Origin of the sequence: Leclercia sp. UBA7405 (genome assembly GCF_037152215.1) — a bacterium.
Lineage (GTDB): Bacteria > Pseudomonadota > Gammaproteobacteria > Enterobacterales > Enterobacteriaceae > Enterobacter > Enterobacter pneumoniae.
Genome location: NZ_JBBCMR010000001.1, coordinates 961831 through 986703, shown reverse-complemented (window position 1 = coordinate 986703; position 24873 = coordinate 961831). Strand labels below are relative to the sequence as shown.

General features: G+C 55.0%; 25 protein-coding genes. 9 read left to right on the top strand and 16 right to left on the bottom strand.

The window, feature by feature from the left end; translation table 11 throughout:
* The first annotated feature begins 35 nt into the window (after positions 1–35).
* The 3 genes from kduD to WFN75_RS04750 all read left to right on the top strand — a co-directional run bounded on the left by kduD (position 36) and on the right by WFN75_RS04750 (position 3003).
* Entirely contained in the window at positions 36–797 is a 762-nt protein-coding gene (gene kduD / locus WFN75_RS04760) for a 2-dehydro-3-deoxy-D-gluconate 5-dehydrogenase KduD (protein ID WP_207293581.1), read from the top strand.
* A 94-nt stretch (positions 798–891) separates the two neighbouring features.
* Positions 892–1482 (top strand): metal-dependent hydrolase, encoded by a 591-nt coding sequence (locus WFN75_RS04755; protein WP_040076017.1) that lies wholly within the window; start codon positions 892–894, stop codon positions 1480–1482.
* 129 nt (positions 1483–1611) lie between these two features.
* The gene (locus WFN75_RS04750) at positions 1612–3003 is read left to right on the top strand and encodes an L-cystine transporter (RefSeq protein ID WP_040076018.1); all 1392 of its coding nucleotides are present in this window, start codon (positions 1612–1614) and stop codon (positions 3001–3003) included.
* A gap of 46 nt (positions 3004–3049) precedes the next feature.
* Here WFN75_RS04750 and cedA read toward each other — a convergent pair whose 3' ends face one another.
* A complete protein-coding gene (gene cedA, locus WFN75_RS04745) occupies positions 3050–3304 on the bottom strand; it encodes a cell division activator CedA (RefSeq protein ID WP_072039512.1) in 255 nt (84 codons plus the stop codon).
* Positions 3305–3503: 199 nt separating this feature from the next.
* On the opposite strand from cedA, the gene katE reads away from it, so the two are divergent.
* Entirely contained in the window at positions 3504–5762 is a 2259-nt protein-coding gene (gene katE, locus WFN75_RS04740; RefSeq protein ID WP_286931609.1) for a catalase HPII, read from the top strand.
* Between the two features lie 36 nt (positions 5763–5798).
* Here the strand turns inward: katE and chbG are convergent, their stop codons facing one another.
* The 7 genes from chbG to osmE all read right to left on the bottom strand — a co-directional run bounded on the left by chbG (position 5799) and on the right by osmE (position 11638).
* Complete coding sequence (chbG, locus tag WFN75_RS04735) at positions 5799–6557, bottom strand: chitin disaccharide deacetylase (protein WP_336995680.1); 759 nt, start codon at positions 6555–6557, stop codon at positions 5799–5801.
* Positions 6558–6568: 11 nt separating this feature from the next.
* Complete coding sequence (locus WFN75_RS04730; RefSeq protein ID WP_336995679.1) at positions 6569–7924, bottom strand: 6-phospho-beta-glucosidase; 1356 nt, start codon at positions 7922–7924, stop codon at positions 6569–6571.
* A 104-nt stretch (positions 7925–8028) separates the two neighbouring features.
* On the bottom strand, positions 8029–8871 hold the full coding sequence (gene chbR / locus WFN75_RS04725; RefSeq protein ID WP_072039513.1) for a transcriptional regulator ChbR: 843 nt from the start codon (positions 8869–8871) through the stop codon (positions 8029–8031).
* A 2-nt stretch (positions 8872–8873) separates the two neighbouring features.
* The gene (gene chbA, locus WFN75_RS04720) at positions 8874–9221 is read right to left on the bottom strand and encodes a PTS N,N'-diacetylchitobiose transporter subunit IIA (protein ID WP_040076023.1); all 348 of its coding nucleotides are present in this window, start codon (positions 9219–9221) and stop codon (positions 8874–8876) included.
* A gap of 44 nt (positions 9222–9265) precedes the next feature.
* Positions 9266–10624 carry a PTS N,N'-diacetylchitobiose transporter subunit IIC gene (chbC, locus tag WFN75_RS04715; protein ID WP_040076024.1) on the bottom strand — a complete coding sequence of 453 codons (1359 nt, stop codon included), beginning with the start codon at positions 10622–10624 and terminating at the stop codon, positions 9266–9268.
* 82 nt (positions 10625–10706) lie between these two features.
* Complete coding sequence (gene chbB, locus WFN75_RS04710) at positions 10707–11024, bottom strand: PTS N,N'-diacetylchitobiose transporter subunit IIB (protein WP_040076026.1); 318 nt, start codon at positions 11022–11024, stop codon at positions 10707–10709.
* A 269-nt stretch (positions 11025–11293) separates the two neighbouring features.
* Positions 11294–11638, bottom strand: a complete 345-nt coding sequence (gene osmE / locus WFN75_RS04705) for an osmotically-inducible lipoprotein OsmE (RefSeq protein ID WP_040076027.1) — start codon at positions 11636–11638, stop codon at positions 11294–11296.
* A gap of 231 nt (positions 11639–11869) precedes the next feature.
* On the opposite strand from osmE, the gene nadE reads away from it, so the two are divergent.
* Together nadE and cho are read left to right on the top strand one after the other, a co-directional pair.
* Complete coding sequence (gene nadE / locus WFN75_RS04700; RefSeq protein ID WP_263616928.1) at positions 11870–12697, top strand: ammonia-dependent NAD(+) synthetase; 828 nt, start codon at positions 11870–11872, stop codon at positions 12695–12697.
* 85 nt (positions 12698–12782) lie between these two features.
* Positions 12783–13661, top strand: a complete 879-nt coding sequence (cho, locus tag WFN75_RS04695) for an excinuclease Cho (protein ID WP_207293573.1) — start codon at positions 12783–12785, stop codon at positions 13659–13661.
* Here the strand turns inward: cho and ves are convergent.
* The 7 genes from ves to astC all read right to left on the bottom strand — a co-directional run bounded on the left by ves (position 13639) and on the right by astC (position 21341).
* Complete coding sequence (ves, locus tag WFN75_RS04690; RefSeq protein ID WP_040076031.1) at positions 13639–14196, bottom strand: environmental stress-induced protein Ves; 558 nt, start codon at positions 14194–14196, stop codon at positions 13639–13641. The genes cho and ves overlap by 23 nt on opposite strands.
* Before the next feature lie 294 nt (positions 14197–14490).
* Complete coding sequence (spy, locus tag WFN75_RS04685; RefSeq protein ID WP_040076032.1) at positions 14491–14979, bottom strand: ATP-independent periplasmic protein-refolding chaperone Spy; 489 nt, start codon at positions 14977–14979, stop codon at positions 14491–14493.
* A 338-nt stretch (positions 14980–15317) separates the two neighbouring features.
* A complete protein-coding gene (gene astE, locus WFN75_RS04680) occupies positions 15318–16283 on the bottom strand; it encodes a succinylglutamate desuccinylase (RefSeq protein ID WP_336995678.1) in 966 nt (321 codons plus the stop codon).
* Between the two features lie 10 nt (positions 16284–16293).
* Positions 16294–17619 (bottom strand): N-succinylarginine dihydrolase, encoded by a 1326-nt coding sequence (astB, locus tag WFN75_RS04675; RefSeq protein WP_336995677.1) that lies wholly within the window; start codon positions 17617–17619, stop codon positions 16294–16296.
* The gene (astD, locus tag WFN75_RS04670) at positions 17606–19093 is read right to left on the bottom strand and encodes a succinylglutamate-semialdehyde dehydrogenase (RefSeq protein WP_327061738.1); all 1488 of its coding nucleotides are present in this window, start codon (positions 19091–19093) and stop codon (positions 17606–17608) included. The genes astB and astD overlap by 14 nt, the downstream gene beginning before the upstream one ends.
* A complete protein-coding gene (gene astA / locus WFN75_RS04665) occupies positions 19090–20124 on the bottom strand; it encodes an arginine N-succinyltransferase (protein ID WP_336995676.1) in 1035 nt (344 codons plus the stop codon). The genes astD and astA overlap by 4 nt, the downstream gene beginning before the upstream one ends.
* Complete coding sequence (gene astC / locus WFN75_RS04660) at positions 20121–21341, bottom strand: succinylornithine/acetylornithine transaminase (RefSeq protein WP_040076038.1); 1221 nt, start codon at positions 21339–21341, stop codon at positions 20121–20123. Before astC ends, astA begins: the two co-directional genes overlap by 4 nt.
* A gap of 444 nt (positions 21342–21785) precedes the next feature.
* Here astC and xthA point away from each other — a divergent pair, with 444 nt between their 5' ends.
* Positions 21786–22592, top strand: coding sequence for an exodeoxyribonuclease III (gene xthA / locus WFN75_RS04655; protein WP_336995675.1), 807 nt, complete (start codon positions 21786–21788; stop codon positions 22590–22592).
* A gap of 10 nt (positions 22593–22602) precedes the next feature.
* Positions 22603–23022, top strand: coding sequence for a pyrimidine (deoxy)nucleoside triphosphate diphosphatase (locus WFN75_RS04650; RefSeq protein WP_207293567.1), 420 nt, complete (start codon positions 22603–22605; stop codon positions 23020–23022).
* Here WFN75_RS04650 and WFN75_RS04645 read toward each other — a convergent pair.
* Positions 22982–23245: a DUF1496 domain-containing protein gene (locus tag WFN75_RS04645; protein WP_442913307.1), complete on the bottom strand. Its 264-nt coding sequence runs from the start codon at positions 23243–23245 to the stop codon at positions 22982–22984. The genes WFN75_RS04650 and WFN75_RS04645 overlap by 41 nt on opposite strands.
* A 248-nt stretch (positions 23246–23493) precedes the next feature.
* Here WFN75_RS04645 and gdhA point away from each other — a divergent pair, with 248 nt between their 5' ends.
* Positions 23494–24837, top strand: a complete 1344-nt coding sequence (gene gdhA, locus WFN75_RS04640; protein WP_046885892.1) for an NADP-specific glutamate dehydrogenase — start codon at positions 23494–23496, stop codon at positions 24835–24837.
* Positions 24838–24873 lie beyond the last annotated feature (36 nt).

Sequence of the window (24873 nt, the reverse complement as noted above, 5' to 3'; positions counted from 1 at the left end):
TCAGAATCACAATAACCCTACTTTCTGAGGTCAACATGATAATGGATGCCTTTAATCTTTCAGGTAAAGTGGCAATTGTCACCGGCTGCGACACGGGCTTAGGCCAGGGAATGACGCTCGGCCTGGCACAGGCAGGCTGCGACATCGTCGGCGTAAACCGCAAAATCCCGCAAGAGACCGCCGAAAAAGTCAACGCGCTGGGTCGCCGCTTTATGGCTATTCAGGCCGACCTCAGTAAGCAGGATGCCCTGGACGATATCGTCAACCAGACGGTGACGGAGATGGGCCGGGTAGATATTCTGGTCAATAACGCCGGAACTATCCGCCGGGAAGATGCCCTTAACTTTAGCGAAAAAGACTGGGATGAGGTCATGAACCTGAACCTGAAGTCGGTCTTTTTCCTCTCGCAGGCGGTGGCGCGGCAGTTTATTCGCCAGGGTCAGGGCGGCAAAATCATTAATATCGCGTCGATGCTCTCCTTCCAGGGCGGTATCCGGGTGCCCTCATATACGGCCTCTAAAAGTGGCGTACTGGGTATTACACGACTGCTGGCCAACGAATGGGCAACGCAGGGAATTAACGTTAACGCGATTGCCCCTGGTTATATGGCAACCAATAATACGCAGCAACTGCGCGATGATGCGCAGCGCAGCAAAGAGATTCTTGATCGTATTCCCGCCGGCCGCTGGGGTACGCCCGCCGACCTGCAAGGGCCCGTCGTGTTTTTAGCTTCGTCGGCCTCCGACTATATTAATGGTCATACTCTGGCGGTAGACGGCGGCTGGCTGGCGCGTTAAGCGCAATTTGTGACAAAGGGTTACAACGTCACCTCTTCCGTCTACTGTATAAAAACCCTATACTGGATGAATCGACAGTTTAGTGGGTTTTATCATGACGGCGGAAGGTCATCTGCTTTTTTCTCTCGCCTGCGCAGTGTTTGCCAAAAACGCTGAGCTTACGCCTGTGCTGGCGCAGGGCGACTGGTGGCATATTGTGCCCTCCGCGGTACTGACCTGTCTGCTTCCGGATATCGATCACCCAAAATCGCTGCTGGGGCAGCGCCTCAAGTGGATCTCAAAGCCGGTGGCCCGCATGTTTGGTCACCGGGGCTTTACCCACAGCCTGCTGGCGGTTTTCATCGCTCTTACCCTTTTTTATTTAAAAGTACCTGAAGACTGGATTATCCCCGCGGATGCCATTCAGGGGATGGTACTCGGTTATCTCAGCCATATCCTTGCGGATATGCTCACCCCGGCCGGCGTTCCGCTGCTCTGGCCCTGCCGCTGGCGTTTTCGCCTGCCAATTCTGGCGCCGCAAAAAGGCAACCAGCTTGAGCGCGTGCTCTGCATGGCGCTCTTCGCATGGGCGGTGTGGATGCCGCAAACCTTGCCCGATAATGGTGCAGTGCGGTGGTCATCGCAGATGATCAATTCCCTGCAAATGCAGTTCAATCGCTTTATTCATCACCAGATTGAACAATAAACCAACGTTATTGGTCGGTTTGGCATAATCCATTCCATTTGGATATAAGAGACCTGGTTCACATCTGCTACCCTTGCGCCAACAGGATCGGACTGACGTCCGATCTGATAATAAATCAGGAGAACGGGGATGAACTTTCCATTAATCGCGAACATCGTGGTGTTCGTAGTCTTGCTATTGCTGCTGGCGCAAACGCGTCATCGTCAGTGGAGCCTGGCCAAAAAGGTGCTGGTAGGTCTGGTAATGGGTGTGGTATTTGGCCTGGCGTTGCAGGCTATTTACGGTGCCGCCAACCCGGTACTGAAAGACTCCATCCAGTGGTTTAACATTGTCGGTAACGGCTACGTTCAACTGCTGCAAATGATCGTAATGCCGCTGGTCTTTGCCTCTATTCTGAGCGCGGTTGCGCGTCTGCATAACGCCTCTCAGTTGGGTAAAATCAGCTTCCTGACCATCGGTACGCTGCTGTTTACCACGCTGATTGCCGCGCTCGTGGGTGTGCTGGTCACCAACCTCTTCGGCCTGACTGCCGAAGGTCTGGTACAGGGTACGGCCGAAACCGCACGTCTGACGGCGATCGAAACAAACTACGCGGGCAAAGTGGCCGACCTGACCGTGCCGCAAATGCTGCTCTCTTTCGTGCCTAAAAATCCGTTTGCCGATCTGACGGGTGCGAGCCCGACGTCGATCATCAGCGTGGTAATCTTCGCGGCGTTCCTGGGCGTGGCCGCCCTCAAGCTGTTGAAAGAAGATGCGCCGAAAGGTCAGCGTGTTATCACCGCTATCGATACCCTGCAGAGCTGGGTAATGAAGCTGGTCCGTCTGGTGATGCAGTTGACGCCATACGGCGTCCTGGCTTTGATGACCAAAGTGGTTGCCGGTTCAAATATGGCAGACATCATTAAGCTGGGTAGCTTCGTTGTCGCCTCGTATCTGGGCCTGGGTATTATGTTTGTGGTTCACGGGATCCTGCTGGGCGTGAACGGCGTGAGCCCGCTGAAATATTTCCGCAAAGTCTGGCCGGTTCTGACCTTCGCGTTCACCAGCCGCTCCAGCGCGGCCTCTATTCCGCTGAACGTTGAAGCGCAGACCCGTCGTCTGGGCGTACCGGAATCTATCGCCAGCTTCTCTGCCTCCTTTGGTGCCACCATTGGTCAGAATGGCTGTGCGGGCCTTTATCCGGCGATGCTGGCGGTAATGGTGGCTCCAACTGTCGGGATTAACCCGCTGGATCCCGTCTGGATTGCAACGCTGGTAGGTATCGTCACCATCAGTTCCGCAGGCGTAGCCGGCGTGGGTGGCGGTGCGACCTTCGCCGCACTGATTGTTCTGCCTGCACTGGGCCTGCCGGTCACGCTGGTTGCCCTGCTCATCTCTGTAGAGCCCCTGATCGACATGGGCCGTACCGCCCTGAACGTGAGTGGTTCTATGACTGCCGGTACGCTGACCAGCCAGTGGCTGAAACAGACCGATAAAGAGATTCTGGAGAGCGACGACAACGCCGAACTGGCGCACCGTTAATCGCTAACAGCATAAAAAAAACCGCCTTCGGGCGGTTTTTTTATGGCTACTCTTTTAACTCGTTTTCCTGACGTACCTGTGTCGCCCAGCGCTGGGCCGACTCTGGCACGGTAAACGGTGGGGAACGACGAAAATGCTCCCCCATCAGCACAAACGCCACATATTTGCCGCGCAATAGCCAGACATCACGAAACCCCTCCATTTTAGTGGCATGGTCAGGCGGGGCGGGTTCCACGCGGGGTACGTAGCTAATGACAGGACGGTTTTGTTGGCGAAGTGGTTTCATAAGCGACTGGTTCACTAAAGCAAATTCAAGAATCAGTAAAATCCTATCATAGCTGATTGCCCCTCCTGCGTCGTGCCTTGCGTGCCTTTTACTCCCACTTGAACAGCGAGATATCACGCTCTAACCGGGATTATTACGCCTCTTGTTCTATAGTTAATAGGTTTTGATGCCAATAAAAAAGGCTTTTCAGCAATGAAAACAGGAGACGAGAGTAATGTCGCAGAGTGATAATCCCCATAAACCCCATCAATCTCCAGTTCACAACGAAAACGAAGCAAAACCCGGACTGGACTCGCTGGCGCCGGAGGACGGCTCTCACCGGCCCACGGCTGCCCCAACCGCACCAGGAGAACAACCCACTGCGCCAGGTAGCCTGAAGGCACCGCACACGGGTAACGAAAAGCTCAACGCGCTGGAGTGCCAGCGTAAAAATGGCGAGAACTTTCCGCTAACGACCAATCAGGGCGTACGTATCGCCGACGATCAAAACTCCCTGCGCGCAGGTAGCCGCGGCCCCACGCTGCTGGAAGATTTTATCCTGCGCGAGAAGATCACCCATTTCGACCACGAGCGCATTCCGGAGCGTATCGTGCATGCGCGCGGCTCGGCAGCGCACGGTTATTTCCAGCCCTATAAAAGCCTGAGCGACCTGACCAAAGCGGATTTTCTCTCCGACCCCGATAAGATCACCCCGGTATTCGTACGATTTTCAACGGTACAGGGCGGTGCTGGCTCCGCCGATACGGTGCGTGATATCCGCGGGTTCGCCACCAAATTTTATACCGACGAAGGTATCTTTGACCTGGTGGGCAACAACACGCCGATCTTCTTTATTCAGGACGCGCATAAGTTTCCCGACTTCGTCCATGCTGTTAAACCCGAGCCACACTGGGCCATTCCCCAGGGACAGAGCGCCCATGACACCTTCTGGGATTATGTTTCCCTGCAGCCGGAAACCCTGCACAACGTGATGTGGGCGATGTCCGATCGCGGTATCCCGCGTAGCTATCGCACCATGGAAGGTTTTGGCATCCACACCTTCCGGCTGATTAACGCCGAAGGTAAAGCCACGTTTGTTCGCTTCCACTGGAAGCCCGTAGCGGGTAAAGCCTCTCTGGTCTGGGATGAGGCGCAAAAACTGACGGGGCGCGACCCGGATTTCCATCGCCGTGAATTGTGGGAAGCCATCGAAGCGGGCGATTATCCGGAGTATGAACTGGGCTTCCAGCTCATCCCGGAAGAAGATGAATTCAAGTATGATTTTGACCTGCTGGATCCTACCAAGCTGATTCCTGAAGAGCTGGTGCCGGTGCAACGCGTCGGCAAAATGGTCCTTAACCGTAACCCGGATAACTTCTTCGCCGAAAACGAACAGGCTGCTTTCCATCCTGGCCACATCGTACCGGGGCTGGACTTCACTAACGACCCGCTTTTGCAGGGGCGTCTGTTCTCCTATACCGATACGCAGATCAGCCGCCTGGGTGGACCTAACTTCCACGAGATCCCGATTAATCGCCCGACCTGCCCGTACCACAACTTCCAGCGCGATGGCATGCACCGTCAGGATATCGATACCAACCCGGCCAACTATGAACCGAACTCGATTAACGATAACTGGCCGCGCGAAACCCCTCCAGGCCCAAAACGCGGCGGCTTCGAGTCGTATCAGGAACGCGTTGAGGGTCATAAAGTACGTGAGCGTAGCCCCTCCTTTGGCGAATATTATGCCCACCCTCGCCTCTTCTGGCAGAGTCAAACGCCGGTAGAGCAGCAGCATATTATTGGTGCCTTCAGTTTCGAGCTGAGCAAGGTGGTTCGCGCCTATATCCGGGAGCGGGTCGTGGATCAGCTGGCCCACATTGATATCACGCTTGCCCAGGGGGTCGCTGAAAATCTGGGGATAACCCTCACTGAAGCACAGCGCAACATTGCGCCGCCGAAGGACGTCAACAACCTGAAAAAGGATCCCAGCCTCAGCCTTTATGCGGTGCCGGGCGGCGATATTAAAGGTCGTGTGGTTGGCGTACTGCTGAATGATAAAACCCGTTCGTCGGATCTACTGGCGGTGTTACAGGCCCTCAAGTCCCGGGGGGTTCACGCAAAGCTGCTCTACGCCCGCATGGGTGAAGTGACGGCTGACGACGGCTCTACCCTGCCGATAGCCGCGACCTTTGCCGGTGCGCCTTCCTTGACGGTAGATGCCGTGGTGGTGCCATGTGGTGATATTCAAAGCCTGTTGAATAATGGCGATGCACAATATTACCTGCTGGAGGCCTATAAGCATCTTAAACCTATCGCGCTGGCGGGCGATGCGCGACAGTTTAAAGCGCTGCTTAAGGTTGCGGATCAGGGTGAAGAGGGCATTGTGGAAGGTGACAGCGCAGATAGCGCCTTCACCGATCAGCTTTTGAATCTGCTGGCCGCGCACCGTGTCTGGTCACGTAGCAACAAGATAGCCGCTATTCCGGCATAAAAAGAGCCGGGTGGTGATGCCACCCGGCTTTGTTTTTTACAGGTCGTTAAAAGTTCCCAGTCGATATCCGCGCTCGGCAATCGCATATTTTAGTGACGCCGAGGTCAATACCTCCAGCTCATCCAGTCGCGGCCAGCAATAGGCGCTTTTACGCAGAGTATTATCAATCAGGGCCGGATGCGCCATCACCTCCAGACTTCGCTCCCCCTGCTGCGCCGAATCATCAAGCGTTTGCAAGAACAGCGCCTCGTCGATGGCCTCGCCATAGAACGCGCTGCTGAAGCCGTCGGTAGTCGGCGGCAACGCCGGCAACGTCGCTTTAAAGGCGGCCTCCTGACGATCCACCCGCATCGCCACCCCTTTACGGCGGGCAAATTCAGCCACCAGCGGGAAAATCGCCGGGATCATGTGCACATGGTGGTGGCTGTCGATATGCGTCGGCGCACGACCGAAGAGATCGACAAAGCGGTTGAACTGACACTCCAGCTCTTTGGCAATCTCCTCAAGCGGCAGGCCGCCCTGCTCAGCCATTTCCCAGATCCATTTTCCAAGCTCCCCTTCGCGCGCCAGGCCAGGCATTGCGGTCAGGGGCCTGCCTAACGTCAGGACGAAGTGCATCCCGACGCCCAAAGCAGGCAGGTCACGGCTCAGGGCAACGGCGTGCTCAATTGCCTCGGCATTCATCATGGCGGTGGTAGAGGTCACCACGCCATGCCGGCAGGCTTCCACGATGCCGTAATTCTGCCCTTTCGACAGACCAAAATCATCGGCGTTGACGATCAGCAGATTTTCCATTGCACGCCCTCTTAATGCTGTTCGCTCTTGAGCTTATCGATGGTTGCTGCAAAATTTGGCAGCCATTTTTCATGGGCCAGAATCATATCACGTGCCAGTTTTTCAGCATCGCGATCCGAGTGCACCAGCGGGCTGAGGTTCATCGCCAGTAGCACATCGTTGAACTCGCCACTTAGCGCCGCCTGGCTTGCCGCCACCTCAAAGCCCTTGATGGTGTGAATAAGCCCCATCACTTTATCGTCGAAGCGGGTGATACGTGGGTGCGGTTTTGCGCCGTCACGCCCCAGGATGCAGGTCATTTCTACCGCCCAGTCAGCCGGAATATTTTCAACGTGACCATGATGCGGAATGTTCACGTAATGTTCGGCCTGCTTATCGTTATAGATAGCGTTGATCACTTCGCAGGCCGCGTCGGAGTAATAGGCGCCGCCGCGCTGCTCCAGCTCTTTCGGCTTAATGTTCAGTTGCGGATCTTTATACAGCTCGAACAGCTGTTTTTCGACCTTCTGCACCACCTGCGCACGTGCGCCGCCTTTGTAGTACTCGCCCATTTCGATAGCCAGCATCTCTTTCTGCTTGAAGTAGTAGAGCAGATACGAGCAAGGCAGCAGATTCAGGGAGCGAATCAGCCCTTCGCTGAACGGCAGGTCGAAGATATTTTTCACCGAGCCAGCCTTAAGATTGCCGCTGGCTACGCCGTCCAGCAGCTCGGCAAAGCGCGACTGCCCGTTTACCAGCACATCGCGGATAAAGACCATATGGTTCAGACCAAAGAGGTCGATAGAGAGCGCATCGCTCTCCTCAAGCGCCAGCACGTCGCGTATGAACATCTTCATACCGATGGGAATATTACAGACACCAATAAAGCGTTTGAAATCGGTATGACGATAGACCGCTTCGGTGACCATGCCGGCCGGATTGGTAAAGTTAATCACCCACGCGTTCGGGCAGATCGCCTGCACATCTTTGATGATGTCGAAGACCACCGGAATGGTGCGCAGCCCCTTGAACAGCCCGCCCGCACCGTTGGTCTCTTGTCCCAGGTAGCCGTAACTCAGCGGCAGACGCTCGTCCAGCTCACGCGCTTTGAGTTGGCCTACGCGTAGTTGGGTGGTGACGAAATCGGCGTCTTTCAGTGCCTCACGGCGATCCAGTGTTTTATGCACCGTCATAGGTACGCCAGCTTTTTTCACCATCCGCTGGCAGAGGTCGAAAATAATATTCAGCTTCTCATGCCCCTCTTCCACATCGACCAGCCATAATTCACTGACCGGCAGTTCGTGGTAACGCTTAATAAAGCCTTCAAGTAATTCCGGGGTATAACTGCTGCCGCCGCCGATCGTAACTACTTTTAATTTTTTCTGCATATTATTCTCCCTGGGAGAGCCGCCCGTTAAGTATAGCGCTCCCTTCCCACCAGTTATGGGCAAGTTTTTGAAATCGATATTCCCGGCGGCAGATCCGCCGGCGTTTAATTGATTACCGTCAGGTTTTTGCGATAGCTATTAGGTGTAAATGAGGTGAATTTTTTAAACGTCTTTATAAACAGACTGGGACTGCTATAACCCGACTCATAAGCAATATCCGTCACTGAGTAGTTGGTTATTTCCAGCTGCTTCTTGGCGAAATTAATGCGAATTTCATTAATAATCTGCACCGGCGTCTTACGATAATAGCGCTGAGTCGCACGGGTGAGATATTCTTGTGATTTACCGGAGAGTTGCACCATATTTTCCAGCGCGTTTTCGCCAAACTTGAGTTTATCGTGCATCACCTCAACGGTGGTGCGCAGCCACTGGGGAATATCATCCGCCACCTGCTGCTCTTCGCGATGGTGGCGCAGGCGGTTGATGACGTAAAAGGTGACGGTTTCGATAAACTCATCAAATTCACTGTCGCGAAAATTTAGCGATGCAATCACCGTTTCGATCCAGGTCAGGAACTCTGCTTTGATGTGATAAATCTGCGAGGCGACAAAGCAGAACGGCAGAAGCGGCAGGTAATGCGTTTCGAAAAAGCGCTTGCTGATCCCCACGTTGAGAATACGCGTGGCGCCAAAATCGTAGAAGCTCTGGTGATGTGAGCCCATCGGGATAAAAACAAAATCACCGCGCTCCAGTAGTACCCGCTTGCCGTTGATCTCCTGATAGTAACGGCCGGTCAGCACAATGGTGAATTCATAGTAGTCATGCTGATGCAAACCACTGATGCTCTCAACCTTGTTGTAGATGAACACGTGAAAATTTTTGCCATTGAACAGTTGCTGCTCACGTGCGGTTTTGATCTCCATCGCGCTGACCTCCTGCCTGTCCATACTTACTGAATTTTTTCGTGAAGATCGATGAGTTCGGTGACCAGCTCGCGGGCAAGCATTGAGGTCATCAGATGATCCTGGGCATGTACCAGCACCAGGCTCACTTTCATTTTACCTTCACCCTGATCGCCTTCAATCAGTTTAGTTTGTACCAGATGCGCTTCATTCAGCGCCAGGCGGGACTGGTCCATCATCGCACGCGCAGCGGCAAAATCGCCCTGCTTAGCCTGCTTCAGCGCGGCATACGCCAGGCTGCGCGCTTGCCCTGAGTTGATAATGAGGCCCATCACCACCTCTTCCAGATCGTTTTCAACGGCCTCTTCTGCCACGACGTTATCCAAATCAAACATGCTCTTCTCCTTTACAGGCGCGAGTTACCCCGCGCCAGTCGACATCAGAATTTCAGTGCGAGGGCGATCTCTTCTTCGCTCTCTTCTTCATCAATGGTGGTCTGCGCTTTGTTGGCAATGGCCACGAACGGCATATAAAGCAGGGTTGCCACCCCAAGGTTAAACATCGCCAACAGGAAGGCCGCTACGCTGCCGTTGGTGTTGAAGAACGCACCCAGACCAGCGGGCATCGTCCACGGCGCGATATTGGTCACCGGTGGGATAATGCCTAAGTAGTAGGCGGTCAGGGTGATGGCCGCCAGCAGCGGCTGAACCAGGATAAAGGGAATAAACATCACCGGGTTCATAATGATCGGCAGACCAAACAGAATCGGCTCGTTAATCTGGAAGATCCCGGATGGCAGCGCCAGTTTCGCCACCTGACGATGGTCAGCGCGGCGTGAAGTGATAAAGACCGCGATGATCAGGCCAAGCGTAGCACCGGTGCCCCCCAGGAAGATGTAGGAGTCGAGCATCGGTTTCGCCCATACATGGAAGGTTTTCCCGGCTGCCAGTGCCGCATCCACGGAGCCATACTGCTGATACAGCGCCACGTTTTCCAGCGCCCACGGGGTCATGATGCCGCTGTCGAGTGCCGCCAGCGCCAGCGAGCCATGCACGCCAAAGAACCACAGCAACGAGGTGAAAATAACGTAAGCCCAGCCGACTACACCGCCCATCGATGCCAGCGGCGTGGAGATAGTATCCATGATGATCTGGTGGAAGTTTGTCCCCCAGTGCGACAACGCCCAGGCAAGGGTGCCCATTATAGAAAGAATGATGAAGCCCGGGATCAGCGCTGAGAAGGAGCGTGACACCGATGCCGGCACGCTATCGGGTAATCTAATGACCCAGTTACGACGAATAATAAAGGTAAAGAGTTCCGCAACTACCAGCCCGATGACGATACCGGAGATAATATTGGCGCCACCCAGCCAGTTCGCGCCTACCGCATAGGCTTCGCCAACGCTATAGGGCGTGACGGTCATAAAGGCAGCAACAGATAACAGCCCCGCCGCCAGCGAGTCCACTTTACGTTCTTCAGCCAGCGCCATCCCAATAAAAAAAGGGGCCATCAGCGACATAATACCCAGCGTACCGTTATATACATTGCCGCCGATGGCTTTGAAACCATTTAACGTTTCAATGGTTGAGGGGTCTAACCGAACACCTAATGAGTAGAAAAATGAGCCATCGCCAAAACTTAGAAAAACGTTATTAATTAAAACGAACATGGCACCGGCCAGCGTTAACGGCATTAATTTAATAAAACCGTTTTTGATGGCGTTGACATGGGGTTGCTTTCCTATTTTAACTGCAAAAGGAAGGAGTACCTTTTCAAGTGCACCAATGACTCTACTCATAGAAAAATACCCTTAAATGCCGCAATAAAATTGCGGCGTAAGTGAGTGTGAAATTGCTCTTTGACGGGAAAAAAATAAAATTTTAATTTGCAGCTTTTTTAATCGCTGCAACGGCAGCTTTAAGTACACCTAAACCATCAACTTTGCCGTACAGCGCAGAGTCGATCACTTCTACCGGCTTATTGGGTAATAAACGCTGGATTTCTGGCAGCATATAAGCAATTTGCGGCCCGAGCAGAACGACATCGGCGTTAACGCCCTTCTCGCCTGCCAGGGTCTCCGGAAATGCTTCGATGATGACCGGTACTTCGTACTTCTCCGCCTGCGCACGCATTTTTGACACTAACAGTGACGTTGACATGCCCGCAGAACAAAACAGATAGATGTGTTTCTTTTCCATCCCAACTTCCCTCTTATATGGCTACCCGATGGGTGACAACGCCAGCCTCCACTTTCCTCGGTGTATCGTTGACGTTTCGGTATGGCATGAGTATACGGCAACCGCTATGCCGGTAATAATCCTAAGAGGTTTATAATTGTCTCTCATTGACCTGGCGTAATGATTACCTTCACATTTCAGGCAAATAATTCGCGTGGAGAATTAAGCGTCGGCGGGATGTAAAAAAACCGGCGCAGTGGCCGGTTTGTATCAGAGCTAAGGAGAGTGCCTTACTGGGCTTTAGGAGCCTGCGGGTCAGTATCGTATTCCGCACAGGTCTGGTAGCCCGAATTGATCACGTGACCGGTATCGTCCAGGGCAACAAAGTAAGTTTCTGCTTTACCATTACGTTGACCCAGGATGTAAGTCTGGCAAGTACCGCGTGCATGAATCATTGAAACTTCTGAAGAAGGTTTGCCGGCTACCTGCGCAACCTGCGCACGGCTCATCCCTTTCTTAACGTCTTTAACAACAGGCTGTGTGAACTGGTCCGTTGTACGGTCATACGCCGTACAGCCTGCCAGCATAGTCAGTACCGCCGCTGCACCCAACATTCCTGCGATGTTCTTGTTCATATTCCGTCCTCTTGTTTATCAGCGTGTTAGATAAGCCTGGAATATAAAATTACTTTTTTCAACCCCGGACAGCCCAGCGCGGCTTTTTAGGAAAATTCTAATAAAACAGCGATTAGCAGCAAAATCGCGTGCTTTTGCCACAGTGATAACAGGGATCCTTGTCGTTTTACGCCTGACGGGGTAATTTTAACGAATCATTCATTAAGCGAATTCACGAAACGGAGGGGCTAAATGGCTCTGCAACAAGAGATTATTCAAGCGCTCGGGGTCAAACCGACGATCAACGCGGAGGATGAAATCCGCCGTAGTGTCGATTTTCTGAAAACCTATCTGAAAACCTACCCCTTCATTAAGACGCTGGTGCTGGGCATCAGCGGCGGTCAGGACTCCACGCTGGCGGGTAAACTGAGTCAGCAGGCCATCACGGAATTGCGTGATGAAACCGGCGACGCCACGCTGCAGTTTATCGCCGTACGCCTGCCGTATGGCGTGCAATTCGATGAGCAGGATTGCCAGGATGCACTCAACTTTATCCAGCCGGATCGGGTATTGACCGTCAATATTAAAGAATCGGTTCTGGCCAGTGAAAAAGCGCTGCGCGATGCCGGTATTGAGCTAAGCGATTTTGTTCGCGGTAACGAAAAGGCCCGCGAGCGAATGAAAGCGCAGTACAGCATTGCCGGTATGACCAAAGGGATCGTCGTTGGGACCGACCACGCCGCCGAAGCGCTGACCGGTTTCTTCACCAAATACGGTGATGGCGGCACGGACATCAACCCGCTGTTCCGTCTTAACAAGCGCCAGGGTAAACAGCTGCTGGCCGCACTGGGCTGTCCGGAGCATCTGTACAAAAAAGCCCCAACCGCCGATCTGGAAGACGATCGCCCTTCCCTGCCGGATGAAGCCGCGCTGGGCGTAACCTATGAGAATATTGATGATTATCTGGAAGGCAAGGTTCTCGACGAAGGAACTGCGCGCATTATCGAAGGCTGGTATGTGAAGACAGAGCATAAACGTCGCCCACCTATCACGCCATTTGACGACTTCTGGAAACGATAAATTCCTGCAGGCGGCGTAAGTCGCCTCTTTTTTAACCAGCGACAGGCTGCTACACTGTATACCTGAACAGTATCAGGAGTAAGTTGTGAGCAGGCGTCAATCCGCACCGCGTCTCGAATTTGAAGCGGCTGCCATCTATGAATACCCCGAACATTTGCGCCCCTGGCTGGAAGCGTTACCCAAGCAGCCCGGCGTTTACTTTTTCCATGGCGAGAGCGATGCCATGCCGCTGTACATAGGTAAAAGCGTCAATATTCGCAGCCGGGTCCTGTCGCATCTGCGTACCCCGGAAGAGGCCGCGATGTTACGTCAGTCCCGGCGCATTAGCTGGACGCAGACCGCCGGTGAGCTCGGTGCGCTGCTGCTGGAAGCGCGCCTGATTAAAGAGCAGCAGCCGCTCTTTAACAAACGGCTGCGCCGTAACCGGCAGCTCTGCTCGCTGCATATCAGCGAGGGGAAACCGCAGGTGGTATATGCCCGTGAAGTCGATTTCTCGCATACGCCCAATCTCTACGGCCTCTTTGCTAACCGCCGTGCGGCGTTACAAACTCTGCAAAGCCTCGCCGATACGGAGAAGCTCTGTTACGGCCTGTTGGGGCTGGAGTCCTTAACCCGCGGGCGCGCCTGCTTTCGCTCAGCGCTAAAACGCTGCGCGGGTGCCTGCTGCGGCAAAGAGAGCGTGGAGGATCATCAGCAACGGCTGCTGACGGGGCTGGAAAACATTGGCGTCACCTGCTGGCCGTGGGACAGTGCCATTGCGCTTAAAGAGTCGCGAGAGGGGATGACCCATTATCATATCATCCACAACTGGCTCTGGCTGGGCGCAGTGAATTCGCTGGACGAGGCGCCGGAGTTGCTCCGCACGCCTGCGGGGTTCGATCAGGATGGGTATAAGATCCTCTGTAAACCGCTGCTCTCCGGCAGTTATGAGATCACCCCCCTTAATGACCGGGTAGCCAAATAATTTCGCTAAACAGCAGCTTGCCTTCGTCCTTCAGTAAACGCAGGGTATGTCGGCCTTCCTGCCACCATGCCCCCTGATCGGCGGTCAGAAGCTTGTCGCCCATCTGCCATGCGCCGCTGATGACAAAGACTACGCCCCCGCGCGAGGCAAAGGTCGTAAAGGTGCGATCGGCCACCCGCACTTTGGCCCGACAGCGGTCACGTCGGGTCATAATATTGAAATCCATCGACATCTGCCCTTCAGTGAGCTTCGCTTTTACCGGCGTATCACCTGCAAAGCTGAAGGGTTGATGGCGACGTAGCCTGTGGTTAAACGCATGGCCCCCATCGAGAGCGACCTCCCCCCCTTCCAGTAGCGTAATGACCCGGTCAACGCCCGGAAAGAGAGAGAACTCACCATTACCGGCAATGGACGCGATACTGGCCCGCCAGGTAAAGTCACGGGTTGCCGGAGGCAAACAACAAATTTCTCGCGTCTCTCCGGCGCCATTACGCCAAAGATTGACCGGCATTTTACGGATATCGAAAAACTCCATCACCACTCCTGAATGGCGCAACACGCACCAGAGCGGCCGTTTACCACGGTCGCTGAATTGATTGTTATCGTTAGTTGGTTTACTACAGACGTAGTATCGGCAAGCGTGCTTACAGATTTTAGGCTGGTCAGGAAAAATTTCTGGCCATAAGTGTAAGTACATTCAAGCCGTTACAGGAGAATACCGCGCTTCTGGCGGCTTACAAGAGGGCGGTAAAGAAAAAAACCGCCGGACCTGTCCACAGCGAATTCGCTTTTGTGAACAGGACTCCGGCGGTCTTAAGGAGGGGGCCGATTATTCGGCAGGTGCTGGCATTTTACCTTCTGGTGCGCGACGTTCTGTCAGACGCTTCTCAAAATTGGCATTGAACTGTTTTTTCTGTTCAGGCGTCAGAATGTTGTAGATCTTATTCTGGGTTTCCATGTGCGCCAGCATACGGGCTTTGTGCTGCTCGGCCATTTTATCGATCTGCGCTTCTGCTTTCGCTTTATCGAAGGAGTCGCTGGCGATGATGTCGTGCATTGCGCGACGCTCTTCCAGAGGTGGACGCTTCATCTGGTCGCGCTGGCTTTTCATGATGTCGCGCACCTGCTGTTTCTGCGCGTCGGTCAGATTCAGGTCTTTAAACATCATATCGTGATGCATGCCCGGCTTGCCTTTATGGTGCATCATTTTGCCTTCAGTCGGCGCCGCGGTCGTTGTGGCGGTATCCGCTGCGAACGCCATGCTGGTAGCGCCCAGAGCCAGGGTAGAAGCAACAAACAGTGCAGTTAATTTACGCATAATCTTGTCCTTTCTTTCAGTTATTCTTCGGCGCTATGCCGTGTTGACGAGATAAACTTTACGGGGTTTATCGTCAATAAATCGGAGCAACAGTAAAACTGTGAAAGTGTAAAAAACAATATTTGTTCAATTGTGAAGGAAATAAGGATAAACCGTGGAGAGATGAAACAAGAATAATCATATGAATGATTTTAAAGGAATTATGGAGAAGTATAGCGGCATGGCGTTTAATAATAAAGCAATTATCCAGGAATAATCCGCATAAAAAATCTGGCGCATTAAAGATCAATTAAAATAAACACAACGATGAATGACCGCCCCTTTCGGGGCAGCCGTTATCAGTTTATTTTTTCCAGCATTAATCCTGCGCGCAGCCCAAAGGCAACCGAGGGGTTTGGAAAGAGCACATACTCGGTCGACTTTTGCACCTCGTAGCGCTCCTCACCATCTTCCGCCAGCAGCACGCCCCGACGAAACGGGGTGAAGTTCAGCGTATGTGCCGCCATATGCAGGCGAAAGGCGTCGCTGCGGCGGGTGATTTGTTGCACCACCCGATAGCGCTCCACCTCGCCTGCCTGCCGGGTCGGCGTTTTTCCGCTTAATAGTGCCTGCAGGGCCTGCTGAGTGACAGCAAACAGGCGAAGATCGTTATGCCCAAACGGCAGGGCTTTCCCGAGTTCCAAAGTACAGGCCAGCGCACCAAAGCGTTCACAGCTGAAATGGGTAAAGGTTCCGCCCGGAGTCTGATGGAACACCAGCGCCTCCAGCCCTGCATCCCCCAGCCACCCCAGAAATGCCTCATCCCAGGGGGCGTCCCGCTGGGGCAACACCCCAAAGCGCACGTGGTAAGAGGCGCGGATCGCGGTATGCAGATCCAGATGCCAGCGATCATTCCCTGCATCGGCAAAGAATTCAGCTACACACTGTTCCAGCACCTGGGCCCGGGCGGTATCTTCCCCAGGCGGAAACTGCGTCCAGCGTCCACCAAACATGCGGTTGATATCCCACTCCAGATAGCGCTTATTCGCCACCAGCGCCAGCGGATGGCCGAAGATCACCAGCAGACGACAGCTCAGCATCATTTCGCCGCGGAACAGGGCGCTAAGTAAGGCATCGACGATTTCAACCGGTGCCGTCTCATTGCCATGGATCCCTGACGAAAGCACCAGCGAACGCGTGCTCTGTGTCTCAGGGGTCAATTCCACCACGCCTGGCGCCAGCCAGCGCCAGTGAAACGAAGGGCCGGTGCCCGCATGCTGGGCTGGTGACTCCGCCGCCAGCGTCAGGGTCAACAGGTTTTCCATCTCGCCTCCTTTATTGCTGGAACGGATAGACCGAACCGAGCTGTAAAATTCGGGTTAAGGCATCCAGCGCCTCGCGCCCTTCACGCAATAATTGCGGATCAACCAGATCGGCCTGGGTTAAGCGATCGCGATAGTAGCGATCCACCCAGTTATTAAGTGTGTTGAACAACGTCTCATTCATCATCACCGCCGGGTTGACCGCCTGCTGTTGCTCTGGCGTGAGGACGACCCGCAACCGCAGGCATGCCGGGCCGCCGCCGTTCGCCATGCTTTCGCGAAGGTCAAATACGCGCAATTCGCTGATGGGGTTGTCCCCTTCCAGCAAGGTATTCAGGTAATGCCAAACGCCAGCATGAAGTTGCGACTCCTGCGGTAGCACCAGCATCATGCTGCCATCGTCTTTACTCAGAAGCTGGCTGTTAAAGAGATAGGTGGCTACGGCATCCGCGACCGAGACCGCCTTTGTGGGCACCTCCAGCGGGGTAAAGCCCGGCACGCGGCTGCGAAGGATCCCGAACAGCGCCTGCTGGTCCACAAACGCCTGCTCGTGGCAAAACAGTACCTGACGGTTGGAGACGGCAATCACATCGTTATGGAATACCCCGTGGTCAATCACCTCGGGATTTTGCTGGGCGAAAATCAGCTGACCCGGATTGACCTGATTCAGCCGGGCCACCGCCTGGCTCGCCGCCAGGGTCTGACGGGCGGGATAGCGTGACGGAGTGGCATACCCGGATTCATCGCGGCCATAGACGAAGAGCTGAATACCCGGTTCGCCATACTCCCCTCCCAGGCGGTTATGGTTGGCTGCCCCTTCGTCTCCAAACATCGCCACCTGCGGCAGGGCGTCATGAACGCTAAAGTGCGTTCTGTCGCGGAAAATCGACCGTAGCAACTGTTCAGTGGTTCGCGCTTCGGTGGCGCGGTGGAATTTGTTATTGAGGTTAGCCACGGTGAGATGCACTTTGCCGTCGAGCGTATCGGCAGAAGGCGCCACGGTGGCGGCATTAGCCACCCACATCGCCGACGCTGAACTGGCGGCGGAGAGCAGATCCGGATACAAAGTGCCTGCTTTCTCTACGACCTGCTCGTCAGTCCCGCTGAAGCCAAGCTGGCGCAAAACGGCCACGTTTGGCCGCTCATGAGGAGGGATCACCCCCTGCGGAAACCCGGCGTCAGCCAGGGCTTTCATTTTGAGCAACCCCTGTTTCGCCGCCAGACGAGGATTTGAGATCTGGAAACGGTGTTTGGTTGAGGCTTCATTCCCAAAAGAGAGCCCGGCATAGTGGTGGGTCAGCCCGACCAGGCCGTCAAAATTGACTTCACGCGCTTTCATGGCGCTTCCCCTGTGTAAAATCGAGGCCCGGATTGAGCTGCTCTGGCAGCGCGATGGTTTCCGTTTCCAGGCTCGCCATCGGCCACGAGCAGTAATCTGCGGCGTACCAGGCGCTGGCGCGATGGTTGCCAGAGGCACCCACGCCGCCAAACGGCGCGGTACTGGCGGCACCGGTAAGGGGTTTGTTCCAGTTGACGATCCCGGCCCGCGCTTCCAGCAACAGCTGGTCAAACTTTTCACGATCCGGGGAGATTAACCCGCTCGACAGGCCATAGCGGGTGGCATTAGCCATGGCGATGGCTTCATCGAAGGTGTCATAACGCCAGACGCACAACAGGGGGCCAAAGACCTCTTCATCCGCCACGCTCTGCACGCCGCTCATCTCGACGATAGCTGGCGTCAATAAAGAGGTACCCGCTTTTACCCGTCGCGGATCCAGTAACGAGGTCCCGCCCTTCGCAACATGCTCGCGCCAGGCGTTATACACCTGTATAGCGGCCTGCTCAGAGATTAGGCCGCCGATAAACGGTTGATCCAGAGCATCCCACTCGCCGGGTATCAGCGTTGACGATACCTCTACCAGGCGCGCCAGAAACGCATCCCCCTGCGCACCGCGTTTTACCAGCAGGCGACGCGCGCAGGTACAGCGCTGGCCAGCCGTAATAAAGGCGGACTGAATGGTAAGGTGGACGGCGGCATCAATATCGGCGGGCTCATCAACGATCAGGGGGTTATTGCCGCCCATCTCCAGCGCGAGAATTTTTTCCGGCTGTCCTGCCAACTGACGGTGCAGCTGATACCCGGTGCCGGCGCTGCCCGTAAACAGCAAGCCATCCACGTCGCGAAGGCCACTCAGCGCCTGGCCCGTTTCCCGCCCCCCCTGCACCAGGTTCAACACGCCCGGTGGCAAACCGGCTTGCTCCCACAGCTTAACCACCGCTTCGCCCGTCCAGGGGGTCAGTTCACTGGGTTTGAAGATCAGGGTATTACCCGCCAACAGCGCCGGAACGATGTGTCCGTTCGGCAGGTGGCCGGGGAAGTTATAGGGGCCGAACACCGCCAGCACCCCGTGAGGACGATGGCGCAGGGTTGCCGCGCCGTCTGCCATCTCGGTGCGTTGCTCGCCAGTGCGGGCATGGTAGGCCTTCACCGAGATGGCCACTTTATTGATCATCGCCGTGATTTCAGTGGCCGCTTCCCAGCGCGGTTTCCCGGTTTCGCGGGCAATAATGCTCGTCAGTTCAGTTTTATTGGCTTCCAGTAGTCCGGCGAATTTTTCCGCAATGCTCTGGCGCGCGGTAAAGGGCAACCTGGCCCAGGCCGGGAAGGCCGCCCGCGCGGCACGGCAGGCCTGCTCAACCTGCTCCGGGCTGGCGTCGTTGCCCTGCCAGAGGGTCTCTTGTCCAACCGGATTGGTTTTCGTGCGTTTTTCTCCCGCGCCGGTGACCCAGTCGCCGTTAATCCATAAAGTCATGCTGTTTTCTCCTCAGGACACAGACGCACCATGCGGATACGGTCGCCTGCGTGGCATTTCAGGGCATCCAGTTGCGCGGCGGTGAGCACCAGACGTTCGCAGTCGGGATCCACGCGAATCAGCGTGGCGCGAAAATGGTCATACTGTTCGTTGGCGACCAGACAGGCTGGCCACTCGCCCGGTGCAGGCTGACCTTCGGCCACCTCCACCAGCCGACTTTTACGAATCGCGCGCACCCGATCGATATCGCACTCGAGCGTTGGCCCGCCGTCGAAAATGTCCACATAGTTACAGTAGCGGAATCCCTCTTTTTCCAGCACCGCACGGGCCGGCGCGGTTTGCGGATGCACTTCGCCAATCACCGCCTGCGCCTCTTCGCTAAGGAAGTGGGTATAGATCGGGTGTTTGGGCATCAGCTCAGCGATAAAGGCTTTTTGCCCGGTGCCGCACAGGTAGTCAGCGCGGCTGAATTCCATGGAAAAGAAGCGCTCGCCGAGGCTTTTCCAGAACGGAGAGAAACCCGTTTCGTCGATCACGCCGCGCATCTCAGCCACCACTTTGTCATTGAAGCGATCGCGGAAGGCCGCCATGAACATAAAACGCGATTTAGAGAGCAGGTAGCCATTGCCCTCCTTGCGCCAGGCGGGATCGAGAAACAAGGTACAAAGTTCACTGCTGCCGGTGTGATCGTTACTGAGAAATAGCGTCGGCAGTGCGTTATAGACGTTCAGCTCTTTCGAGGCATGAACCAGGGTACCTACGCGGTAGTTGTACCAGGGATCGTTGAGCCCCACCGCCACTTCAATGGCGCAGATCCCCGCCACGGTGCCGGTTTCGCACTCTTCCAGCACAAAGACATAGCCCTGTTCACCTTTCGGCACCGTCCCTTGCCAGGTTTGAATGGCACGCTCGATACGCGCCAACAGCGTCTGTTCATCGGCAGGCAACGAGGTCAATCCACCGCCTGTCTTACCGGCAAGCTGCATGAGCGCAGGGAGATCCTGACGCTCAACGGGACGGATAACCATCATGATGACACCCCGGACTTCACACGTTCACAGGCCTGCGCAAACCGGTCTAACCCGGTTTGCACCTCTTCGGTGCTCACAATCAGCGCGGGGGCAAAACGCACCACGTTGGCCCCGGCAATTAACACCATGACCCCTGCTTTCGCCGCCTCCTGTGAAATCAATTTCGCTTTTCCGGCGTACTCCTCCGTTAGCACACAGCCAATCAGCAGGCCAAGGCCACGAATCTCCTTAAAGAGGCCGGTCTGATTGTTGATGGCCGTGAGACGCTCAACAAACCAGTCATGACGCTGTTTCACGCCATTCAGCACCTCTGGCGTATTGATAATATCCAGCACCTGCCCGGCCACCGCAGTAGCCAGCGGGTTACCGCCATAGGTTGTGCCATGCGTCCCCACGCCCATGACGCTGGCGAATTTATTGGTGGTCAGCATCGCCCCAATCGGGAAGCCGCCGCCGAGCGCCTTGGCGGTAGAGAGTACATCTGGCGTTACACCGTAGTGCATATAGGCATACAACTCACCGGTACGGCCGACGCCGGTCTGTACTTCATCAAAGATCAGCACCGCGTTGTGACGATCGCAGAGTTCGCGTAACCCCTGCAGGAATGCTTTGTCTGCCGGTAACACGCCCCCCTCCCCCTGCATCGGCTCAACGATCACCGCGCAGGTCATGTCGTCGATCAGATCCCGGGCTGAGTTCAGATCGTTATAGACGCCGTGGCGAATGTCCGGCGGCAGCGGTGCAAAATCCTGAGAATAAGAGGGCTGCCCGCCGGCACTGACGGTAAATAGCGTGCGGCCATGGAACGCGTTTTTGAACGCGACGATCCCGCTTTTCTGGCTGCCAAAGTGGTCGTGGGCATATTTGCGCGCCAGCTTCAGCGCCGCCTCGTTGGCTTCGGCCCCCGAGTTACAGAAGAACACTTTCTCCGCGAAGGTGGCGTCGATCAACTTCTTCGCCAGACGCAACGCCGGCTCGTTGGTGTAGCCATTTCCCGTATGCCAAAACCTGGCCGCCTGCTCGTTCAGGGTCTGACGCAATGCCGGGTGCGCATGGCCCAGTGCGTTAACCGCAATCCCGCCGGCAAAGTCGATATACTCTTTACCCTGCTGATCCCACAGACGTGAACCCTCTCCCCGCACCGGAATAAAAGCCGCCGGCGCATAAACAGGCATCATCCATTCATCGAAATTTTCACGCGTAATTGACAGAGACATAGCGACCTCATCCGGTAAATAAAAGGTTATTTATATGTTAAATATTTGAGTGTTTGCGCTGTAAATGTAGATTGCACTGTTCGTGCCAGCTAGCGATAAAAGTGCATAAAAGGGAGGTGTAAACGTAAAATCAACAAGTTACGGCGAGGCGTTATTCATTATTTTTGCATAAATAGTGAATATTTTTGCAACAAGCGCGGGTTTGCCGGATGAAAAATAGTAATATTATTCATTTACCAAATATAATTCTGGAATTGTGATCCCTCGCGAAATTACTTAACTCTTTACGCGCTTTTATCGGGCAAGCTGCGCCTAAAAAGTGCAAAAGTTGCACCATTATTTACATCTATCGCCGTTATCGGTTTTTCCCTGCTGGCGGTGGCAGTCAGTCGCGCTAAATTCTGCTACCATCCTTGCACTATTCACCTTGCACTGGCAGCGACTATGAAATTTGTCTCATTTAATATCAACGGCCTGCGCGCCCGTCCCCATCAACTGGCAGCCATCGTCGAACAACATCAGCCCGACGTCATTGGTCTGCAGGAGACAAAAGTTCACGACGATATGTTCCCCCTCGAAGAGGTGGCAAAACTGGGCTATAACGTCTTTTATCACGGGCAAAAAGGTCACTACGGCGTGGCGCTGCTGACCAAAGAGACGCCAGTTTCTGTTCGTCGTGGCTTCCCGGACGATGACGGTGAGGCGCAACGCCGCATCATCATGGCAGAACTGCCTTCGCCGATGGGAAACATCACGGTTATCAATGGCTATTTCCCACAGGGCGAAAGCCGCGACCATCCGACCAAGTTCCCGGCTAAAGAGAAGTTCTATCAGGATCTCCAGCGTTATCTTGAAACTGAGCTGCAGAAAGAAAACCCGGTGCTAATCATGGGTGACATCAATATTAGCCCGACGGACCTTGATATCGGCATTGGCGAAGAGAGCCGCAAACGCTGGCTGCGCGCCGGTAAATGCTCCTTCCTGCCGGAAGAGCGCGAGTGGATGGGTCGCCTGCTGGACTGGGGTTTGGTAGACACTTTCCGCCACGTCAACCCGGAAACCCAGGATCGCTTCTCGTGGTTCGACTACCGTTCCAAAGGTTTTGATGACAACCGCGGTCTGCGCATCGATGTGCTGCTGGCAAGCCATCCGCTGGCGGAACGTTGTATCGACACCGGGATTGATTACGCCATCCGCGGCATGGAAAAACCGTCTGACCATGCGCCGGTCTGGGCGAAGTTTGATCTCTAAGCTCACCGCGATGAAGGTCAAAACAATTGACGTCGTCTGCGCCATCCTCGAACGGGATGGCCAGATTTTACTGGCCCAGCGGCCAGAGCATGCCGATCAGGCGGGAATGTGGGAACTGGCCGGGGGCAAAGTGGAACCGGGTGAAACGCAGCAAGAGGCTCTGATTCGCGAGCTGCGTGAGGAACTCGCCATTGAGGTTCAGCCAGGCGACTATGTTGCCAGCCATCAGCGGGAAGTCTCCCGCCGGCTGATCCACCTGCACGCCTGGCACGTGCCGCACTTTAGCGGCACCCCGGTGGCGCACTATCACACCCAGCTGGTGTGGTGTACCCCACGGCAGGCGTTGACTTACAACCTTGCGCCCGCGGATGTCCCGCTGCTGGAAGCCTTTATTCTTTCACACGACGCCACACCAGTGGATTCGTACTGATTGTCCGTTCGTCGCGCTGACACTGTAACAATACCCCGTCAGCGCGAACCACCGCCCCCTCCGAATAGTTCTGATCCTGATAGATACAACACATGTTGCACGGCTGCGCCCGCTGCCCGCCAGAGCTGAACACTTCCGACGGCACGTTCACGTCGATATCCGGGCGCAGACGTTGCTCGGCATAACTGCTGAGAGAGAAAAGCCCGAGCATGGCGGCAATCATTAATCGATTCATAGACGTTTCATCCTGTTTTGTCCTCTTAACACTATAACGGACAGTCACCCGCAAGCTTTAACCCTTTCCATCATCGTTTTTTATTATGACCCGGGGCGGATGATGAATTTCCCTGGATGGGGAAATTTTCACTTGCGTCACAAACTGGTACGAGTGATATAGTCGAAAACCACAACACATCACAGATAAAACCGTCAAAAAGATAATAATTCTATTTATAAGAGGAACTTATACTTATGGACCAGGTATGCTCTCTGGAATCGTTTCTGAATACTGTTCAACAGCGCGACCCGCATCAGAGTGAGTTTTCGCAGGCCGTTCGCGAAGTGATGACCACCCTGTGGCCGTTCCTTGAACAGAACCCACGCTATCGTCAAATGTCCCTGCTGGAGCGTCTGGTTGAGCCTGAGCGCGTAATTCAGTTCCGCGTTGTCTGGGTGGATGACCGCAATCAGGTACAGGTTAACCGTGCGTGGCGTGTACAGTTCAACTCGGCAATTGGTCCGTTTAAGGGCGGCATGCGATTCCATCCCTCCGTTAACCTCTCCATTCTTAAGTTCCTCGGTTTTGAACAAACCTTTAAAAACGCCCTCACCACCCTGCCGATGGGCGGCGGGAAAGGCGGCAGTGATTTCGATCCGAAAGGCAAAAGTGAAGGTGAGGTCATGCGATTCTGCCAGGCGCTGATGACTGAACTTTATCGTCACCTGGGGCCGGACACCGACGTACCGGCCGGGGATATCGGCGTAGGCGGACGGGAAGTGGGCTTTATGGCCGGGATGATGAAAAAACTCTCCAATAACAGCGCCTGCGTGTTTACCGGCAAAGGTCTCTCCTTCGGCGGCAGCCTGATCCGTCCGGAAGCCACCGGCTATGGTCTGGTCTATTTCACCCAAGCGATGTTACAGCGCCATGGTCTGAGCTTTGAAGGGATGCGCGTGGCGGTCTCTGGCTCGGGGAACGTGGCTCAGTATGCCATTGAGAAAGCGATGGAGTTTGGCGCCCGGGTCATCACCGCCTCTGACTCCAGCGGCACCGTAGTTGATGAAGCCGGTTTTACTGCCGAGAAGCTGGCACGTCTTTGCGAAATTAAAGCCAGCCGCGATGGCCGCGTGGCCGACTATGCCCGCGAATTTGGGCTGACCTATCTTGAGGGCAAACAGCCATGGGCCGTGCCGGTGGATATCGCCCTGCCCTGCGCCACCCAGAATGAACTGGATATCGATGCCGCGCGTCAGCTGGTGGCAAACGGCGTGAAAGCGGTAGCGGAAGGGGCCAATATGCCCACCACCATCGAAGCGACCGATCTGTTCCTGGAGGCGGGTGTGCTCTTCGCGCCGGGTAAAGCGGCTAACGCCGGCGGCGTGGCGACGTCAGGTCTTGAGATGGCGCAGAACGCCGCGCGGATGGGCTGGAAAGCCGAAAAAGTGGATGCGCGCCTGCACCACATCATGCTGGATATTCACCACGCCTGCGTCGAATACGGCGGTGAAGAGAAACAGACCAACTACGTACGCGGGGCAAATATCGCCGGGTTCGTAAAGGTCGCCGATGCAATGATGGGCCAGGGAGTGATTTAAATTCTCTGAAATGGCAGACGTTAAAGGCCCGGTGCA

Coding starts and splice junctions, on each gene's coding strand:
- kduD (WP_207293581.1), top strand. CDS start 36: ATGATAATGGATGCCTTTAATCTTTCAGGTAAAGTGGCAATTGTCACC.
- WFN75_RS04755 (WP_040076017.1), top strand. CDS start 892: ATGACGGCGGAAGGTCATCTGCTTTTTTCTCTCGCCTGCGCAGTGTTT.
- WFN75_RS04750 (WP_040076018.1), top strand. CDS start 1,612: ATGAACTTTCCATTAATCGCGAACATCGTGGTGTTCGTAGTCTTGCTA.
- katE (WP_286931609.1), top strand. CDS start 3,504: ATGTCGCAGAGTGATAATCCCCATAAACCCCATCAATCTCCAGTTCAC.
- chbG (WP_336995680.1), bottom strand. CDS start 6,557: ATGGAAAATCTGCTGATCGTCAACGCCGATGATTTTGGTCTGTCGAAA.
- WFN75_RS04730 (WP_336995679.1), bottom strand. CDS start 7,924: ATGCAGAAAAAATTAAAAGTAGTTACGATCGGCGGCGGCAGCAGTTAT.
- chbR (WP_072039513.1), bottom strand. CDS start 8,871: ATGGACAGGCAGGAGGTCAGCGCGATGGAGATCAAAACCGCACGTGAG.
- chbA (WP_040076023.1), bottom strand. CDS start 9,221: ATGTTTGATTTGGATAACGTCGTGGCAGAAGAGGCCGTTGAAAACGAT.
- chbC (WP_040076024.1), bottom strand. CDS start 10,624: ATGAGTAGAGTCATTGGTGCACTTGAAAAGGTACTCCTTCCTTTTGCA.
- chbB (WP_040076026.1), bottom strand. CDS start 11,024: ATGGAAAAGAAACACATCTATCTGTTTTGTTCTGCGGGCATGTCAACG.
- osmE (WP_040076027.1), bottom strand. CDS start 11,638: ATGAACAAGAACATCGCAGGAATGTTGGGTGCAGCGGCGGTACTGACT.
- nadE (WP_263616928.1), top strand. CDS start 11,870: ATGGCTCTGCAACAAGAGATTATTCAAGCGCTCGGGGTCAAACCGACG.
- ves (WP_040076031.1), bottom strand. CDS start 14,196: ATGGAGTTTTTCGATATCCGTAAAATGCCGGTCAATCTTTGGCGTAAT.
- spy (WP_040076032.1), bottom strand. CDS start 14,979: ATGCGTAAATTAACTGCACTGTTTGTTGCTTCTACCCTGGCTCTGGGC.
- astE (WP_336995678.1), bottom strand. CDS start 16,283: ATGGAAAACCTGTTGACCCTGACGCTGGCGGCGGAGTCACCAGCCCAG.
- astB (WP_336995677.1), bottom strand. CDS start 17,619: ATGAAAGCGCGTGAAGTCAATTTTGACGGCCTGGTCGGGCTGACCCAC.
- astD (WP_327061738.1), bottom strand. CDS start 19,093: ATGACTTTATGGATTAACGGCGACTGGGTCACCGGCGCGGGAGAAAAA.
- astA (WP_336995676.1), bottom strand. CDS start 20,124: ATGATGGTTATCCGTCCCGTTGAGCGTCAGGATCTCCCTGCGCTCATG.
- astC (WP_040076038.1), bottom strand. CDS start 21,341: ATGTCTCTGTCAATTACGCGTGAAAATTTCGATGAATGGATGATGCCT.
- xthA (WP_336995675.1), top strand. CDS start 21,786: ATGAAATTTGTCTCATTTAATATCAACGGCCTGCGCGCCCGTCCCCAT.
- WFN75_RS04650 (WP_207293567.1), top strand. CDS start 22,603: ATGAAGGTCAAAACAATTGACGTCGTCTGCGCCATCCTCGAACGGGAT.
- WFN75_RS04645 (WP_442913307.1), bottom strand. CDS start 23,245: ATGATTGCCGCCATGCTCGGGCTTTTCTCTCTCAGCAGTTATGCCGAG.
- gdhA (WP_046885892.1), top strand. CDS start 23,494: ATGGACCAGGTATGCTCTCTGGAATCGTTTCTGAATACTGTTCAACAG.